At 71.0% G+C, this 14,556-nt stretch carries 12 protein-coding genes; 5 read left to right on the top strand and 7 right to left on the bottom strand.

Annotated features, from left to right (window positions below; translation table 11 throughout):
- Positions 1-45: 45 nt before the first annotated feature.
- Entirely contained in the window at positions 46-1,017 is a 972-nt protein-coding gene (locus ACMATS_RS01225) for a cyclase family protein (protein WP_414166519.1), read from the bottom strand.
- Positions 1,018-1,256: 239 nt separating this feature from the next.
- On the opposite strand from ACMATS_RS01225, the gene ACMATS_RS01220 reads away from it, so the two are divergent.
- Positions 1,257-2,123: a trypsin-like serine protease gene (locus ACMATS_RS01220; RefSeq protein WP_391154956.1), complete on the top strand. Its 867-nt coding sequence runs from the start codon at positions 1,257-1,259 to the stop codon at positions 2,121-2,123.
- 107 nt (positions 2,124-2,230) lie between these two features.
- Here the strand turns inward: ACMATS_RS01220 and ACMATS_RS01215 are convergent, their stop codons facing one another.
- On the bottom strand, positions 2,231-2,545 hold the full coding sequence (locus ACMATS_RS01215) for a hypothetical protein (protein ID WP_414166518.1): 315 nt from the start codon (positions 2,543-2,545) through the stop codon (positions 2,231-2,233).
- A 109-nt stretch (positions 2,546-2,654) separates the two neighbouring features.
- Positions 2,655-3,137: a hypothetical protein gene (locus ACMATS_RS01210; RefSeq protein ID WP_414166517.1), complete on the bottom strand. Its 483-nt coding sequence runs from the start codon at positions 3,135-3,137 to the stop codon at positions 2,655-2,657.
- Positions 3,138-3,614: 477 nt separating this feature from the next.
- Between ACMATS_RS01210 and ACMATS_RS01205 the strand changes: the two genes are divergently transcribed.
- Positions 3,615-4,535 (top strand): CAP domain-containing protein, encoded by a 921-nt coding sequence (locus ACMATS_RS01205; RefSeq protein WP_414166516.1) that lies wholly within the window; start codon positions 3,615-3,617, stop codon positions 4,533-4,535.
- Between the two features lie 50 nt (positions 4,536-4,585).
- Here ACMATS_RS01205 and ACMATS_RS01200 read toward each other — a convergent pair whose 3' ends face one another.
- Positions 4,586-6,163 (bottom strand): ABC transporter substrate-binding protein, encoded by a 1,578-nt coding sequence (locus ACMATS_RS01200; RefSeq protein ID WP_414166515.1) that lies wholly within the window; start codon positions 6,161-6,163, stop codon positions 4,586-4,588.
- Positions 6,160-8,259 (bottom strand): hypothetical protein, encoded by a 2,100-nt coding sequence (locus ACMATS_RS01195; protein ID WP_414166514.1) that lies wholly within the window; start codon positions 8,257-8,259, stop codon positions 6,160-6,162. The genes ACMATS_RS01200 and ACMATS_RS01195 overlap by 4 nt, the downstream gene beginning before the upstream one ends.
- 300 nt (positions 8,260-8,559) lie before the next feature.
- Here ACMATS_RS01195 and ACMATS_RS01190 point away from each other — a divergent pair, with 300 nt between their 5' ends.
- The 3 genes from ACMATS_RS01190 (at position 8,560) to ACMATS_RS01180 (ending at position 11,995) form a co-directional block, all read left to right on the top strand.
- Positions 8,560-9,594, top strand: a complete 1,035-nt coding sequence (locus ACMATS_RS01190) for a zinc-binding dehydrogenase (RefSeq protein ID WP_391154960.1) — start codon at positions 8,560-8,562, stop codon at positions 9,592-9,594.
- Between the two features lie 42 nt (positions 9,595-9,636).
- Positions 9,637-10,365, top strand: a complete 729-nt coding sequence (locus tag ACMATS_RS01185) for a glucose 1-dehydrogenase (RefSeq protein WP_390780854.1) — start codon at positions 9,637-9,639, stop codon at positions 10,363-10,365.
- 184 nt (positions 10,366-10,549) lie between these two features.
- The gene (locus tag ACMATS_RS01180; RefSeq protein WP_414166513.1) at positions 10,550-11,995 is read left to right on the top strand and encodes an alkaline phosphatase family protein; all 1,446 of its coding nucleotides are present in this window, start codon (positions 10,550-10,552) and stop codon (positions 11,993-11,995) included.
- 18 nt (positions 11,996-12,013) lie between these two features.
- Here ACMATS_RS01180 and ACMATS_RS01175 read toward each other — a convergent pair whose 3' ends face one another.
- Positions 12,014-12,904: an N-acetyltransferase family protein gene (locus ACMATS_RS01175; RefSeq protein WP_414166512.1), complete on the bottom strand. Its 891-nt coding sequence runs from the start codon at positions 12,902-12,904 to the stop codon at positions 12,014-12,016.
- 53 nt (positions 12,905-12,957) lie between these two features.
- On the bottom strand, positions 12,958-14,460 hold the full coding sequence (locus ACMATS_RS01170; RefSeq protein ID WP_414166511.1) for an alpha/beta hydrolase: 1,503 nt from the start codon (positions 14,458-14,460) through the stop codon (positions 12,958-12,960).
- Positions 14,461-14,556 lie beyond the last annotated feature (96 nt).

Genomic DNA, 14,556 nt, shown 5'->3' with positions numbered 1-14,556 from the left:
ACCGATCGTGCCGGGCGGTGACCGGTGGGCGACCGTGCCGCCGCCTCACAGCACCGCGACCGGGGCGACGGGCGAGCCCGTGCCGCCGGGGATGTTCAGCGGGGCCACGACCAGCAGGAACGCGTGACGGCCCGCCCCGGCGCAGGCCGCGGAGAGCGCTTCCAGGTCGAGGTTGTCCAGCAGCGGGACGCCCATCGCGGTGAGGGCGAGGGCATGCACCGGGGAATGCACGCCCTCGACCGGCGAAGGCCGTACATCGCTGTCGCCGTCGCTGCCGAGCAGCGCGACGCCCCGCTCCGCCAGCAGCGGCACCGCGTCCACGTGGAAGCCCGCGCACGCCTCGCCGGGATCCCAGGCGCCCAGCTCCCGGCGACGGCGGAACCGGCCGACCCGCAACAGCACCGCGTCGCCCTCGTCGACCGTCACCCCGAGCGCCTCCTCCGCCGCGACGACGTCCGCGGCGTGCACCGCCTGGCCGGGCTCCAGCCACGCCGCCCCCAGGACGGCCGGCAGATCGAGCAACACGCCTCGGGCCACCAGGGGTCCGAGCGCCGCGACATCCCCGAAGCGGGCACCCCCGGCACCGACGAGTTCCCGCGCCGCCCCGCCCCCGTACAGCCGCCCGCGGTAGGCGATATGGGCCGGCGCGTCCAGATGACTGACGGCCTTGCCGTGGTAGTCGGCGCCGATGAAGTCCTTGTGGGCGGAGGGCTCGGGAGCCTCGACGTCACCGAGGTCGGACATGAAGTGCAGGGCGGGCTTGGCGTTGTCCGGCCCCGGCACGGTGTCCCACGGCCGCCCCAGCGCCACCACGGTCCCCGACCGCACCAGCGCGGCGGCCTCCCGGACCCGCTCCGCGGTCACCCGGTTCCAGGCGCCCCGGCCGGCGTCCGCCCAGCGGCCCCACGTCCGGACCGCGTCGAAGAGCACGTCGAACTCCTGGCCGGAGACGGGCGGTCCGTTGCGGGGACCGTCCGGCGGGGGAGCCGGGGTGCCGGCGGGACGGCTGCTGCTCATCTGGTGCTCGGAGTTCCGGGGCGGGCGAAGGGGGCAAGGCCAGTGTGACCCCGGCCGGCCGGGGTCGGCATCCCGGCATCCCGGGCAGGGCGTTACTCCCGGTTGGTCTAGACAAAACACCCGGTGATGGTGTGAGTTGGTGATCAACAGGCAGGCGGCCCCCGTGCGACACGAGCTGCCCGGCCTTCCTCCGCCCTGCCATCCCGCGGGCCTCTCGCCCCGGCAGAAGGGAATCACACGTGATCAAGAGATTGTGCGGCCTCGCCCTGGCCCTGGCCTTCACCGCAGCCGCAGGCGCGGGCACCGCGCAGGCCGACGCACGCACCGGCCAGGCCGATCCCGGCAAACGCATCTACAACGGCATGCAGATCGCCTTCGGCCCGAACGCGCCCGACCTCTTCTGCACCCTCGGCGCCGTGGGAACGGACGACCACCAGCGCAACATAGCCATCACCGCGGGCCACTGCCTGGGCGATCCGACCAAGAAGTACGCGGACCGCGAGATCCCGGAGAACGTCGCCCCCGTCTACCACCGGCAGGACATCGGCTACGGCCCGATCGGCTACGTACGCTACTTCAAGGACCCCGAGGGCTCGCAGACCGGACACGTCACCAAGGACTACATGGTCATCGAGCTGCTGCCGCAGGTGACGCTCTCCTCCCAGGGCCCGTACCTGAAGCAGACCGGCGAGGCGAAGTCCCCCCAGGGGCCCGTCAGTCCGAACGCGCTGAATCCCGCGCTCGACAACGAGCGGCTGCTCACGACCGGCAACAACGAGATCATCACCTCGGGCCAGACGGGCGTCTGGTACGGCACCGTCATGAGCAACACCAACGGCATCTACCGGGCCCCGGCCTACAACCAGAAGGGCGACTCGGGCGGCCCGGTCATCCAGCACGTCCCGGGCACCGACCTCCCGTCCCAGGCCAACAACTTCCAGGCCGTGGGCCCCTGGGCCGGCATCACCAAGGGCATCACCCTCCAGCTGCCGCCCTTCAACTACACCAGCTCGGCGAACATCCTCGCCGACCTGCGCGCCCGCGAGGCCGCCGACCCCGCGCACAACATCTACGGCGCGGGCTTCGAGGTGACGCCCAACCCGTGACGGGCGACCGGCCGGCTCGCGCCCGAACCCTCCGGTACCGCGGAGGAGTTCCGGAACCGCCGGGATCCGCCCGCCCGGACCCCGGCGGCCGTGTACGTTCCCGGACGTCAGCCGCAGGTGCCGGCCGGGCGGGTGCGGGTCACGAGGTCGGTGGAGCCGGTGGTGGCGTCGATCCACACCACCTGCCTGCCACCCGCCGCGGCGGGCGCGAACTGCTCACCGCGGTTGCACGAGACCCGGACCTTGCGCGAGCCGTCCGGCGCGAACTGCCACAGCTTGACCAGCGATTCGGGTGTCCACGCGCCGATGGTCACCGCATCGTCGGAGACCGTCAGATCATCGACCTGCAACGCGTCCTTGCCCGTTCCGCGAGACGCCGGGCGGAACATTCCGACAGCCGGAACAATTCCGGGCAGAGCCATGCAAGCGGCGATGCGTCCGCTCATCAATGGGGGAGGGGAAAGTGCGTGGGTCGGTTTCGGACGTGTGTGGGGGGGAGGGAGGCGTGGGGACGTGCGGAACGGAGAGGCGTCAGACCGTGCCCAATTCGATCGGACCATGGGCTTGGGCGCCGCCGTACGTGCCGTTGCCCTGCAGGTCCGCGTAGTAGCCGCCACCGGCGAGGGCCTGGACCGTCGACGGAGCGATGCTCAGCGGGCTGTTGGCGATCGCGTTGCCCTGACCGTTGGTGATGGCGGTACCGAGCGACCTGCCGCTGGCGGAGTAGAACTTGACCGGCATGCCGACCAACGGCTGACCGGTGCCGGCATCGGTGACCCTGGCGTTCAGATTCTCCAGTTGGAGGGTGATGGGGTTGAGCGTGGCCTGGCCGGCGTAGACCCGGGCCGACTTGAGCGCGGCCGGCATCCCGCAGTCGCTCCGTCCGCAACTCCGGGCGTTCGCACCGTGCCCACCGACGGGCCCGTCAGCAGAAGCCACGCCGCCACCGAGCTGACCTCCCAGTGCCGCGACCAGTGCGACCACCACCGCGCCCCTGCCGAGGAGATTCCTCACTCCAGCCGCCCTTCCTTCGCACATCATGTGTGGATGCCGGGTCCAGCGGCCCGGCACTGAAGCAGCGTTGCGGGCGAGGGCAGTTGAGACAAGAAGATCAGTAACACAGCCTGGCGGAATTCGTCACAGTGGGTGACTCGGCCGTGTTTTGGTGGACGTCTTCGTCGACTGTGCTTCCTCACCGGTTTCTTCCTCGACAACTCGTGCTTCACCCCGCACCGCGGCGCCTGGCTGTCGGTGGTCGACGAGGGGCTGCAGGGCCCGGGGGTCACCGCGGTGTCCGTGGCGTCCTTCGGTTGCTACGACCTGCCCGCTCCCTTGCCGTGGACCGACACCCCGTGCTGCGGCGAGCGCGGCGGCCGTCGGGCCCGCCGCGGAGTGTTGACCCGTTGTTGAAGCCCCGCCCCTAGCGTCCTCCGACGAGCCCGGGCACCACTGCCCGGGCGCGATCCGCGAACGACGAAGAGGACGGGCGTCATGAAGAGACAGCTGAAGAAGTCGCACATATGGGGTGCCCTGGCGCTGGCCGCGGCAGCCGTCACCGCCGTGCCGGCGACGGCGCAGGCGGCGGATTCGACGGGCCCGGTCACCGGGATCGGCGGCAAGTGCCTCGACGTCCGCTCCGGCGCGACGAGCAACGGCACCCCGGTGCAGCTCTACGGCTGCAACGGCACCGACTCCCAGAAGTGGACCTTCTCCTACGAGCCCGGCCGGGCCGGCTCGCCGCTCGTCGCGCTGGGCAAGTGCCTGGACGTCGCCTCCAGCGGCACCGCCGACCACACGCCCGTCCAGCTGTGGGACTGCAACGGCACCGGCGCCCAGACGTGGGTCCGTGCCGAGGGCGGCGTCCTGCTCAACCCCCAGTCCAACAAGTGCCTGGACGTCCCCGGCGGCAACACGGCCGACGGCACCCGGTTGCAGATCTACACCTGCAACTACTCGCAGGCCCAGCGATGGGACTTCCCCACCGGGAACGGTAACGGGAGCGGTAACGGCCGTCCGTCGGCCGACGAGCTCAAGAAGCAGGTACTCCAACTGGTCAACGACTACCGCGCGCAGAACGGCAAGGCGGCGCTCACCTACGACCCCGCCGTGGAGCACATAGCTCAGGACGAGGCCAACGAGGAGGCCCGCCGTCAGCAGCAGGGCCACTGGACCTTCGACGGTACCCTCAACGCCCGGCTCAAGCAGTACGGCTTCTCCCACCAGCCGGGCGCGACCGGCGAGAACGCCGCCGGCGCCCGCGGCTTCTGGACGGACGCCCAGTCCGTCGTGAAGGCGTGGATCGGCCACGAGGAGCACCGCAAGATCATGCTGGGCGACTACGCGTACACCGGCGTCGGGCTCGTGATCGACGCGAACGGCACCTACTGGTGGGCGCAGGACTTCGTCGGCTGAGCCGGTAGTCGGCAGCCCGGCCGGGGTGACGGCAGGGGAGGCACTTGCCGTCAGCCCCCGTTCGGGGCCGCGCAGTCCTCGGACGGGGGCCGGCCCGTCGGCCAGGCGAGACCGTCGAAGGCGATGCTCTTGGTGCGCGGGTCGAGTTCGACGATGGCGACGCCCTTGTCGTAGGGGTTGCCGTAGTTGTCCAGGCAGATCCAGCCGCTGGCCCCCTCCACCTTGCCGCTCTTGCCGTGCATCCGGTACCAGGCCTCGGTGACGTCCTGCAGGCTGGGCAGCGGGTTGTCCTTGCCGGTGTTCCTGCGGATGCCGGAGACCGCGGTCCACACGGAGTCGTGGATCATCATCGTCCGGGAGTCGTGCAGGTCGTACCAGCTGCGCGGGCTGATGGGGCCGACGGACTGCTTGCCCCCGGAGCCCTTCGTCGCCGTGGTCATCAGGCTGCTCAGCTCCTGGAACGTCCGTGACATCTCGCCGGTGGGCGGGTCGCCCCACATGTCGGGGTGGGCGAGCGAGGCGTACTTGAGCGTGATGCCGTGGGAGAAGACGGACCAGTCGAAGCCGGGATCCGCGGCGAGCTGTGAGGCGAGCGTGTTGGCGGCGTCCCCGGTGACCACGGTGTAGGAGGTCTCCTTGCCGTCCTTCTTCCGGCAGGCCCGCTTGCCGAGTTCCTGGAGGAAGACGCCCAGCTGCTGGTAACGCCCGGCGAAATAGATCACCTTGGCGTCCGTCTCGCAGATGCGCAGCACCATCCTGTTGAAGTCCATGGGAAGGCTGTTGCCCGCGCTGAACAACTCGCTCTGGTACGGCGACCCTTTGGTGCGTTCCGCGAAGGCTTCCTTGAGGGTGTCGATGTAGTTGTCGCCCTGCCGCTGGTCCTCCACCAGGAGGGAGTCCGCGGGCTTGACCCCGTGGTCCTTGTCGAAGTTGGCGATCGCGGCGGCCTCTTCACGGTTGGTCGCGCCGATCCGCACCAGACCGGGGTAGGCCTTGGGATTCCGCGGGCTGTTGGCGATGCTGTCGGCGGTGATGGTCCCGCCGACCACCGGTATGCCGAGATCCCTGGTGAGGTGCGCGATGGCGTCCCGGAACGGGCTGGTGCTGTTGTCGAAGCCGGTGACGGCGCGCAGGTTGTCCTTCGTACTGTGGGCCATCTCGCCCAGCTGGTCGGTCACCGGACGCCACTGGGCGCCGTCCCGCCCCGGGTTGGCGAGCACCAGCCGGATGGCCGGTTTCTCGCCGCTGGAGAGGTGGTTGGCCCGGTACTGGGCGAGATAGGCGCCCTGGACCTCTCCCAGGATCCGCCGCTGCTCGACCTCGTTGTCCCCGATCAGCGAAATCATCAGGGCGACCGTGACGTAGGGGGTGTCCTTCTCCCCGACGACCCGGTCGTTCTCCTCCTTGACCCGCTGTGACACCTCGGTGAGGAGCGGTGTGAACGGGTAGGCGCCGTCGGTCACTCCGGTGCACTCCTGGCGGGGCCCGCGCTTCTCCACCCCCTGGCCGCACGAGGGGTCGGGCTGCAGGAGCGTCCACCCGGCCCAGCCGCCGAGGCCGGCCAGGACCAGGACGACTGCCAGTATCACGGCCTTGGTCACCGGGCCTGCACCACTGAGTATCTTCATGCGCCGATCCCTCCCCCAATCGGTAGGTCAGGGGCTTGGACGCCCTCGTCCAGCCGCTTCGGCCACTCCAGGCAGGCCCGGTAGAGCGCATCGTCGTCCTCGACGTGTTCGTACAGCGTCAGCAGCGCCGTCCTGACCTTCTGGATGTGCCCGTCGACGGGAACCGCCAGCGGATCGGACTGCCGCCAGAGTGCCTGCACCAGCTTGTTGACCGCCCAGTGCACCGGGATGGCGGCCGGGTCCGCGCATGTGGTGCACCCGCCGTAGTCGACCGGCCGCACCAGGGTGTCGTAGACCCGGACGGCCCCGTCGGGCGGAACCGGTGCGGCGCAGACGACGTTCACGGCGGAGAGCCAGGCGGTGCACCCGTCCCGGCCGAAGCGCTCGTGCAGGACGCGCACGACCAGGTCCACCTCGCCCAGCGCCAGTGAATGGTGCAGGTAGGGCAGTTCCTGCCCGCCGGCCTCGGCTCCGCCGTTTCCCGGCGTGTAGCCCGACCGGAGTCGGCGGTGCATCTGGTACCAGCGTTCCTCCGGTCCCTCAAGACGCAGCCGCATCAGCAGTAGCGCACGCAAGGCGCGATCGGCGACGAAGGGGCTCATCCCGTGGACCGCGGGCCAGGGGTGCAGGTTCCAGCGGGAGGCGTCCAGATGGCGCCTGGCCTCGTGCACGTGCTCCCGGGGGCTGTCCCCGAGGGTGTTCTCCTCGCACGGGAACGCGGCTGCGAGGCGCCGCGCGGCGCTGTCGTCCAGGGCGGCCGACAGCAGGGGCAGGCGCGCCCGCAACCCGGCCTCGGGAAGCAGCTGTTCGAGCGCGCTGCAGATGAGGCCCGACGGTGATCCGTCGTGGAAGAGCGCGAGGAAGTCGGCGAGGCCGAGGCGCTCGCCGGTCGCGGGGAGCTCTCGGGCCGTGTCGGCCAGGAGCCGGGCGCTGCGCGGCCGGCCGCCGCTGAGCCGTTCGAGGAGGAGCGGAAGGCCTGCGGGGTAGTCGAGCGGGCTGAGCATGCCCATGATCTCGTCCCGCCGGACCGGCGGCAGCCCCAGCCGCAGCAGTGGCGGGTAGGCGACCCGGTTGGACGAAGGTCTGTGGCGGCCGGGGTCGACCGGGGTCCGGACCTCGGACAGTTGGGTGAGGGGCCTGGGGTCGCCGAGCGACGTCGCCACGACGACCGGGCGTGTGACCGGGTGGCCGATGCGTCCCAAGCTGTCGTAGGCGCTGACGAGTTGGTCGAAGAAGCCGGCCGCGGCAGGGCTGTGGACGTTGTCGAGCAGGATCAGCGGGAGCGGGGTGCGGTTGGCGCGGTGCAGCCGCCCGTAGTCGTCGTCGATGTCGGCCAGGAGCGCCGCGATCAGATGCTCCTCGGCCTTCCGGCGACTGTCGTCCCTTCTGCGGAAATCGTGCACGAGGGAGAACAGCTTCTGCAGGCTGTCGCCCTGGGCCAGGGCCAGTTGCTCGCCCCACCAGTGCAGCGCACCCTTGTCCGGGCGCGGGGCCAGCAGGAGATCGCGGGCCGTGGTCAGGACGGTGGGGAATATCTCGTCCAGGGGAGCGGGCAGGGCAATGACGTTGGTGAGGAGCGGGATGAGGGCGTCCAGCCACTTCTGCAGGGATTCCCTGCGTTTCCTGCGGTCGGTGTCGCCTGTCGCGACGATTTCCTGAAGGCTGCGTTCCGCCTCCCTGAGCCGGTCCGGGAGGGTACCTTCGGGTTCCCAGGCGGTGACCACCAGCAGGCCGACGGAGAGCCGGGGAAAGCGCGGCGGCCGGCGGACGCCGCGCAGCCTCAGTCCGAGCTTGTAGGACAGCAGGTAGAGAACGTTCGTGACCGGTGAGGAGTTCGGGCTGTCCGCTGACTCGCCCTCCTCGAATCCGGGTGCGGCCAGATCGATCCGTGCAAGGGGCACGCGGTCGTGGTAGCCCTCGTACAGCGCGTTGAGCAGGGCGCTTTTCCCGCTGCCCAGCCCGCCGCAGATCTGCACGATCGGTGCCCGGTCGCGGTCCTCGAAGGGGACGCGGCCGCCGCCGGTGCGTTCCAGGCCCACCAGCCGGGGGATCAGTCCGTCGAGCACCGCGTCCTGGCCGTAGAGTCTTTCCCCCATGGCTCTCCCCACGCGTGTACGAAAGCGTCAGGTAGACGGTGGAGGAAGGATAGGGTCTGGGGTTTCCGATGTCCGTGGTGTTCCGCAAAGTTGACGGACCGTCATGGAAATGGCGAATTCCGGAGGCGGTGCGTATCGGTGACAGGCGGTGCTCGCCCGTCACCCACCGGAACCGGTCTCGCCTTGCAGAGCCGCGCGCGGCTGGCAACGCTGGAAGAACCGGAAGAAAAACGCGCATGACGCAGCTGTCTCCGCCCGTGACGAGGTGCGACGACGCGACGATGCGAACGGACGATTCCCATGCGAGCAACACTGATCTACGGGGCCGGGGACGTGCGCGTCGAGGACGTGCCCGACCCCCGCGTACAGGAGCCCACCGACGCCGTGGTGCGTGTGCTGCGCACGTGCATCTGCGGGAGCGACCTGTGGCCCTACGGGGCGAGACCGGCCACGGAGCAGGGCGAGCGCATCGGCCACGAGTTCCTCGGTGTCGTGCAGGAGACCGGTGCGGACGTGGCCGGGCCGGAGCCCGGGGATGTCGTGGTCGCGCCGTTCGCCTACGCGGACAACACCTGCGCCTACTGCGCCGAAGGCCTGCACACGTCCTGTCCGCGCGGCGGGTTCTGGGCGCAGAACGGCGTGGACGGAGGTCAGGGCGAGGCCGTGCGGGTGCCGTGGGCGCAGGGGACCCTGGTGAAGCTCCCCGTCGGCGAGGACTCCCCGCTGCTCCCGTCCCTGCTCACCCTGTCCGACGTGTTCTGCACCGGTCACCACTGCGCGCTGACGGCCCGGGCCGGGCCGCGTACGGCGGTGACGGTGATCGGCGACGGCGCGGTCGGACTGTCGGCGGTGCTGGCCGCCCGGCGGCTCGGCGCGGAGCGGATCCTGCTGATGGGCCGTCACCCGTCCCGCACCGACCTCGGGCGCGACTTCGGCGCCACCGACGTGGTCCCCGAGCGCGGCGAGGAGGGCGTGGAGCGGGTGCGCGAGCTGACCGGCGGCGAGGGCACGCGGGCGGTGCTGGAGTGCGTCGGCACCGAAACGGCCCTGGAGACGGCGCTCGGCGTCGTGCGCGACGGGGGAGTGGTGAGCCGGGTCGGCGTACCGCAGTACGAGGAAGGACCCGTCGGGCCCGAGATGTTCCGCCGTAACGTCACCCTCACCGGCGGCGTCGCGCCGGCCCGTGCCTACATCGAGGAACTGCTGCCCGACGTCCTCGACGGCGCGATCGAGCCCGGCCGCGTCTTCGACCGCACGGTCGGCCTGGAGGAAGTGCCGGACGGCTACCGGGCGATGGCCGACCGCACGGCCCTGAAGGTGCTCGTCCGGCCTTGATATTTTTCCCGTCGAGTGTTCGCGACCATCGGGAGCAGACGCATGGGAAAGCTGCAGGGAAAAACCGCAGTCGTCACCGGCGGCACGTCGGGAATCGGCCTGGCCACGGCGAAACTCTTCGCCGAAGAGGGGGCCCGCGTCTTCGTCATGGGCCGTCGGCAGAAGGAACTCGACGAGGCCGTGAAGGAAATCGGCAGCAATGCCACCGGGGTTCGGGGCGACGTCGCCGAACCGGCCGATCTCGACCGGCTGTACGAGGCGGTGAAGGCCAAGGGGCGCATCGACGTCGTCTTCGCCAATGCCGGTGTCGGCGACCCCGCCCTCTTGGAAGACGTCACCGAAGAGCACTTCGACAAGATCTTCGGCGTCAATGTGAAAGGGGCGCTCTTCACGGTGCAGAAGGCCCTGCCGCTCCTGAACGACGGCGCCTCCGTCATCCTCACGGGCTCCGTCGCAGGCAGCAAGGGAACGCCCACGCACTCGGTCTACGGTGCCAGCAAGGCGGCCGTCCGCGATTTCGTGCGCGTGTGGACGGCGGAGCTCAAGGACCGCCGGATCCGCTCCAACGTCCTCAGCCCCGGGCCCGTCGAGACGCCCATGCTCGCGGCGCAGCCGCAAGATGCCATCGCGCAGCTGGTGGCCGGTATTCCGCTGGGGCGCGCAGGAGAGCCGGAGGAGGTCGCCAAGGCGGCGCTCTTCCTGGCGTCGGACGACTCCAGCTTCGTCACCGGCATCGAACTGTTCGTCGACGGCGGCAGGGCCCAGATCTGAGACGTCCGGATCCGGGACGGTGCTCCGGCGTCAAGGCGAGACGAACCACTCGTCCGGAAAGGTGATTATTGCGCTCTGATGTCCCATGAGGCGCCGCTGATGCAGCAGTCTCGTCGTCACCGCTGGGCGATCGCCGGGTGCGATCGCCCGCGCGGCAGGCGGAGGCGGCTGTGGCGGAGGACGGATGACGGGTATCAGTCGGCGCAGAATCCTGACCGGCGCAGCGGCTGCCGCCCTCGGCGGGGCATCGTTCTCCGCACTGCCGGGGAGCGTGCAGCGGGCGGTGGCGGCGGGCCCTGCCGAGGGCGGATCGCTCAGGGACGTCAGACACGTGGTTCTGCTGATGCAGGAGAACAGGTCGTTCGACCACTACTTCGGCACGCTCAAGGGAGTGCGCGGCTTCGACGACCCCCACGCGCTCAGGCTGTCGAACGGCCGCAACGTCTTCCACCAGCCGGACAGCGTGAACCCCGAGGGGTACCTGCTGCCCTTCCGCCTCGACACGCACAAGTCCAACGCCCAGTCCATCCCGTCCACCAGCCACGCCTGGGACGTGCAGCACGAGGCGTGGAACGGTGGCCGGATGGACCGGTGGATGCCCGCGCACCGGCACGCGGACGGCGCGGACGCGCCGTATGTGATGGGCTATCACACCCGCGAGGACATCCCCTTCCAGTTCGCCCTGGCCGAGGCGTTCACCGTCTGCGACAACTACTTCTGCTCGGTCCTGGGCCCCACCTGGCCGAACCGTCTGCACTGGATGTCGGGGACGATCGACCCCGGCGGAACCCGCGGCGGTCCCGTCATCACGAACGACTACCCGCCCACCTTCTACCAGTGGACCACCTACGCCGAGCGCCTGCAGGACGCCGGCATCAGCTGGCAGGTCTACCAGGGCCAGGACAACGGCTCCTACAACGTGCTGAACGGCTTCAAGCGGTTCCGGGAGGCACAGCCCGGCGACCCCCTGTACGAGCGCGGCATGCGCAGGCTGCCCGAGGGCGCCTTCGAGGACGACGTCCGCAACGACCGCCTCCCCGCCGTCTCCTGGCTCATCCCCTCCACCGCCGAGTCGGAGCACCCCGACTCCCTGCCGGCGGCGGGCGCCGACTACGTCGCGCAGAAGCTCGAGGTCATCGCCGGCAACCCGGAGGTCTGGAACAAGACCGTCTTCATCCTCAACTACGACGAGAACGACGGCCTCTTCGACCACGTCCCCCCGCCCGTGCCCCTGGAGGGCACCAAGGACGAGTTCGTCTCGGGCCGGCCGGTCGGCGGCGGCTTCCGGGTGCCCTGCCTGATCATCTCGCCCTGGACGGTGGGAGGTTGGGTCGCCCAGGAGGCCTTCGACCACACCTCGTGCCTGCGCTTCCTGGAAAGCTGGACGGCGGCCCACGGCAGGGAGGTGCGCGAGACCAACATCAGCGCCTGGCGGCGCCGCACGTTCGGCGACCTCACCTCCGCCTTCGGCTTCGCCACTCCCGCCCGGAAGCCGCCCCGCCTGCCGGCCAACACCCGGGAACAGCTGGCGGAAGCGCAGCAGGAGGTCGCCTCCCTGCCCAAGCCGACCTTCCCCACCACGGGCCAGACCCCGCCCCGCCAGGAGCAGGGCTCGCGCAGGCACCGGTGAGGAGGGGAGGGGCCCGGGTCAGAGGAAGTGCCCGCTGGCGAGGTACGGCGCCGGATCCGTCATCCCGCGGACCGCGAGATAGCCCTCCTGGCCGATGTCGAGACGGGCGGCCAGGCCGACGTCGACGGCCCACTCGTTGGCCGTGGTGATGCAGTTGACGAGGGTGTCTCCCCGCGACGAGGCCAGGGCCTCCCACAACAGCCGTTGCGCGGTGTCCGGGTGCGCGGCGGCCAGGAGCAGCGCACGTCCCCGGTCGTCGAGGTAGACGTACCCGGGCCTGTCCCCGGCCCGGGAGACCACCAGCCGCAAGGTGCCGAGCATGTAGCGGTGATCGGGGCCGTGACCGGCTCCCCGGAGGTTCTCGTCGAGCCGGTCCATCCACTCCAGGTCGTCGGCCCGCCCGTCCCGCAGTCCCGTCACCGCGGGCAGTGAGGTGCGGTCGACCGTGCCGACCATGCGCATCTGCGGGAGCAGCGAGAAACCCGCCAGCCGGTACCGGCGGGTCGCCGCGGGGTGGACGGTCGAGGAGAACAGGCCCCGGCGGCCCTCCGCGTGCGCCAGGACGGCGTCCATCAGCCGTTTGCCGATGCCCTTGCCCTGGCGGCCGGGCAGTACGCCGTAGGTCGCCAGGTACCAGAGGCGGCCGCGATTCTGCGAGACCGCGAACCCGACGACCGCGCCCCCGTCCACGGCCTCGTCCACGGCCGCCCAGCAGCCTCCCGGATCCACGGTCAGGAAGTACCGCATCCGGTCGATCCACTGCTGCGACCCCGATGCCGAACGGGGCTCCGCCTCCGGTTCGCAGGCCCTCCGGGCGAGCCGGTCCGCTGCGAGGAACGTCACTGCCGAGGCACGTTCTGCGGCAGGGAGATCGCTCTCCTGCAGCGGCCTCACCTGCACGGAGTCCATTCCGTCAACGTACTGGTCGCCCGGGGCCGCGAGCACGCGATTTCTCTCCGGCCTCAGTCCCCCAGGTGCCCCAGCACCGAGCGCATCGCGTGTTCCACCGCGTGCCGTGACTGTTCGGTGTGGTCGGTTATCTCGAAACCGTGGTGGCCGTCCGGCACGTCGACCACCTCGACGTCGGCCCCGCAGTCCCCGGCGGCGGTCAGGAACTCCTCCACCTTCGCCGTGAACTCCGCGTTCTCCAGCCCCACCCGGGTCAGCACGATGGGAAGCCGTCCGGCGTTGCGCACCTCGGCCGCGGGGTGGAAGCGGGAGTCCGTGAGCCCCCAGCCCGACGGCGGGGCGAGCAGGGGATAGGTCGTCGCCACGCACCGCAGCCACGGCGGGGGCGCGGCGAGCCACTGCGCCGACAGCAGGGCGCCGCCGGAGAAGAACCACAGCGCGACGCGGTCCGCGTCGACGCGCGGATCGGCCCGCACAAGGTCCACCGCTGCGGCGACGTCCTCGGCGGCGCGCGCGTAGTCGGTGATGTCGTGCAGCCGGTGGTCCACCACGGCGCCGACCGCCCCCAGTTGCGCCGCGTACCGGCCGTAGCCGACGTAGAGCGGCCAGTCGCGCGGTGTCGGCCGTACGTGTTCGGGAACCGGGCCGCCGTGGACGAACACCACGGCCGGACGGGTGTGTTCCGCATCCGGCAGGTGGAGATCGACGCGGCCTGTGCGCTCCCGGGGCCGTTCGGGCAGGTCCATGAGGAACGGCCTGAGGTGTCCGGGCTGTTCGGGCGTCGTCGCGGCCAGCCGGTGTCCCTCTCCTGCGGCGGCCCGCAGGAGTGTGCCGGCCAGTTCGCCGGGGGCCGACAGCATCGGCCAGTGCCCGGTGCCGAGTTCGAGGAAGCCCACCCGGCGGTCGAGGAGCGCGCGGAACTTAGGGTCCCCGAGCCTCACCTGCGTCTCGACCATGGCGATGCTCGCCCCGTTGGCGGTGCACAGGACGCCGGTCGTCGGCAGCCCGGCGGCGGTCCCCGACAGCCGGAGCGGCTGGGTGAGCGTGCGCACCGGCTGCGGCGCGGCCAGGCGGGTCAGGCGCGCCAGCGCGGCCTCGGGCACGTCCGCGATGCCGCCCCACCGCTGCCAGGCGTCGTGCGACGGCGGCGACACCGGCCGGTCGTCCCCGGCCGGCCGGGCCGGCAGCGCGTCACGGATCGCCTGGTCGGGCACGAGGTGGACGGCCGGTACGCCGTCCTGCGGCATCCCCGCGTCCAGGTACACGATCCGGGTGACCCGCTCCGGGCGCCGCTCGGCGGCGCCGAGCACCGGGTGGATGCCGTAGCCGTGGCCGACCAGCACCAGATCCGGCGCCTCCGTGTGGTCGATCAGCTGCACCACATCCTCGATGTGCGTCTCCAAGTCCGTGTCGGGACGGGCCAGATGACGGCGGTCGCCCATGCCCGTGAGCGTGGCCGGGTGCACCTCGGCCCCCGACTCCCGCAGCCGGGCGGCCGTTTCCCGCCAGATCCAGCCGCCGGTGCAGATCTCCGACACCAGCACGAATGCCGTCATGGGCTTCTCCTCGTTCACTCGGTCCGCGCAGTCGGCCCGCCGGGCCGTCCGCGCTCCCGGGCACGGTAGGAGCTCCCCCTGGGGGAGATTCAAGGA

Origin of the sequence: Streptoverticillium reticulum, from assembly GCF_047456005.1 — a bacterium.
Lineage (GTDB): Bacteria > Actinomycetota > Actinomycetes > Streptomycetales > Streptomycetaceae > Streptomyces > Streptomyces reticulum.
This window is presented reverse-complemented; position numbering and strand designations above follow the sequence as displayed.